This is a genomic window from Nonomuraea longispora (assembly GCF_004348345.1).
GTDB lineage: Bacteria > Actinomycetota > Actinomycetes > Streptosporangiales > Streptosporangiaceae > Nonomuraea > Nonomuraea longispora.
Genome location: NZ_SMJZ01000401.1, coordinates 1 through 2,118, shown reverse-complemented (window position 1 = coordinate 2,118; position 2,118 = coordinate 1). Strand labels below are relative to the sequence as shown.

2 protein-coding genes are annotated in these 2,118 nt (G+C 72.8%); one reads left to right on the top strand and one right to left on the bottom strand.

Annotated elements, in window-relative coordinates:
• Nucleotides 1-904: 904 nt before the first annotated feature.
• The gene (locus tag E1267_RS43490; protein WP_132342125.1) at nt 905-1,570 is read right to left on the bottom strand and encodes a TetR/AcrR family transcriptional regulator; all 666 of its coding nucleotides are present in this window, start codon (nt 1,568-1,570) and stop codon (nt 905-907) included.
• Nucleotides 1,571-1,643: 73 nt separating this feature from the next.
• On the opposite strand from E1267_RS43490, the gene E1267_RS43485 reads away from it, so the two are divergent.
• Nucleotides 1,644-2,118, top strand: a 475-nt coding sequence (locus E1267_RS43485; RefSeq protein WP_132342123.1) for an ATP-binding cassette domain-containing protein, incomplete at its 3' end; no start/stop codon positions are given.

Genomic DNA, 2,118 nt, shown 5'->3' with positions numbered 1-2,118 from the left:
CCCCTCCGCTGTCCGTCCGGCCACCGCTCGCCCCGCCGCTGTCCGACCCGCGGTTGCGCGGCCCGCCAAGGTTCGTCCGGCCGTTGCCCGTTCCGCCGCCGCTGTTCGAGTCGCCGCCTCTCGGCTCGGCAGTGTCGGGCCCAGTGTCGGGCTCGCCGCCTTTCGGTCCCCGGCTGTTCGGCCCATGAAGTCCGCCGTCGTCAAGCCCGGCTCTCGGAGAACCCCGCCCGTAGCCAACCGGCCCGATGCCCGGACCACCCGGCTCACCACCACCCGGCCCGATGCGCGGTCTGCCCAGCGCGCCGCTACCCGGACCTCCCGCGCCACTCGGCTCACCACCGCCCGGTCCGTCGTCGCCCGGTCCGTTGAAGCCGTCGCCACCGGGTCCGCTTCCGGTTCTTCGACGGCCGCGCGTTCCGCACCGGCTCAGCGCAGAGGCACGGTGAGGTCCACCGCGCCGCGGTCCGGCTCGGCGCGATCGGCAGCCGGCCAGGCGGAAGTGACGCAATCCGCCCCCGCGCAGGGCGCCGCCGCATCAAGCGCGCGGCACAACGGCGCCGCGGCCGACAGGCTCGATTTCGCAAGCTGAGCCGACCCGATCTCAGCGGCCTTCGCCACCGGCACACGTGGCCCTGACACGGGTGACATGTCGCCACGGCACACGGCCGGCTTGGCGCGTCGTCACGGCGAGCAGCCCGTTGGCCTTCACGACCGGCCAGGACAGACGGTCACTGGGGGCGGCGCGTGCGGTGCCGGTGGCTTGCCGTAAAGGAACGGTTCGGCAGGGGGCGTACGGCGCCGATAGCTTGCCGCAAAGGAGCCCGTGGCTTGGCGTAAGCAACGGCTCGGCGAGGGGGCGTACGGCGCTGCCGATTTGAGCCGGACGTCAGCGAAGCGGGCAGGCTCAGCCGGGGCCGGTGCGGTGGGCCTGCTCGGCCTGCTCCATCCCATCGAGGAGGAAGGCGAGGCCTTCGGTGAACGTGGTGTCCCAGCCGGTCCGCCCGCCGGGGAAGTCGAGGCCGTGCTCGGCGAGGGAGGGGTAGAGGTCCGCGCGCTCCCGCAGGAACGCGCCGGTGCCGCCCGGGTCGCGCTGCTGCCATGTGACCTGCATGATGACCGAGCCCATGACGTAGTTGGCCAGGCTGTAGGCGGCGGTCTTGGGGGCGGGGAAGCCCGCCCCCGCCAGCGTCTCGTACAGGAATTCGGTGCGCTCCAGCGCGTTCGGGCCCATGAGCGGGCGGTCGAGCATGGTGGCCGACCAGGGGTGGCGCAGCAGCGCGGCCCGCCAGCCGCTCATCAGGTCGCGCGCCGCCGCCCGCCAGCCGGCTTCGCGGCCGGGCAGCGGCACCTCGTGGAACACGGCGTCAAGCGCCAGGTCGAGGACGTCGTCCTTGGTCTTGACGTGCCAGTAGAGGGTGGTGGAGCCGGTGTCGAGCCGCTCGGCCAGGCGGCGCATGGTCAGCCGGCCGACGCCTTCCTCGTCGAGCAGCGCCACCGCCTCGGCCACGATCCGGTCGAGGGTGAGCGTCTGCCTGGGCGCCTTCGCGGGGCGCGACCACACGGTGTCCACGAGGAGATAATACGTTGTACGAGATACTGGATCGGTGGTCTAGTTGTAGAACGACGATCGAGTGGAGGTTCGGGTGGGGCACATCGAGGTGAGCGGGCTGACCTACCTGCTGCCTGACGGGCGGCCGCTGCTGTGGGACGTGTCGTTCAAGGTGGGCGACGGCGCCAAGGCGGCGCTCGTCGGGCCGAACGGCGCGGGCAAGACCACTCTGCTGCGGCTGATCACGGGCGAACTCGTCCCGGCCGCCGGCCGCATCTCCTGCAGCGGCGGCATAGGCGTGATGCGGCAGTTCCTCGGCACGGGGACCGTGCACGACCTGCTGCTGAGCGTGGCCCCGCGAGACGTCCACGAGACGGCCGCCGCACTGGACGCGGCCGGGTCGGCGATCGAGCTCCGCGACGACGAACCACGCCAGCTCGCCTACGCCCAGGCCATCGCCGACTACGCCGACGCGGGCGGCTACGACCTGGAGGTCGTGTGGGACGTGTGCACGACCGAGGCGCTGGGTCTGCCGTTCGCGCAGGCCGGGGGCAGAGGGGTGGGCACGC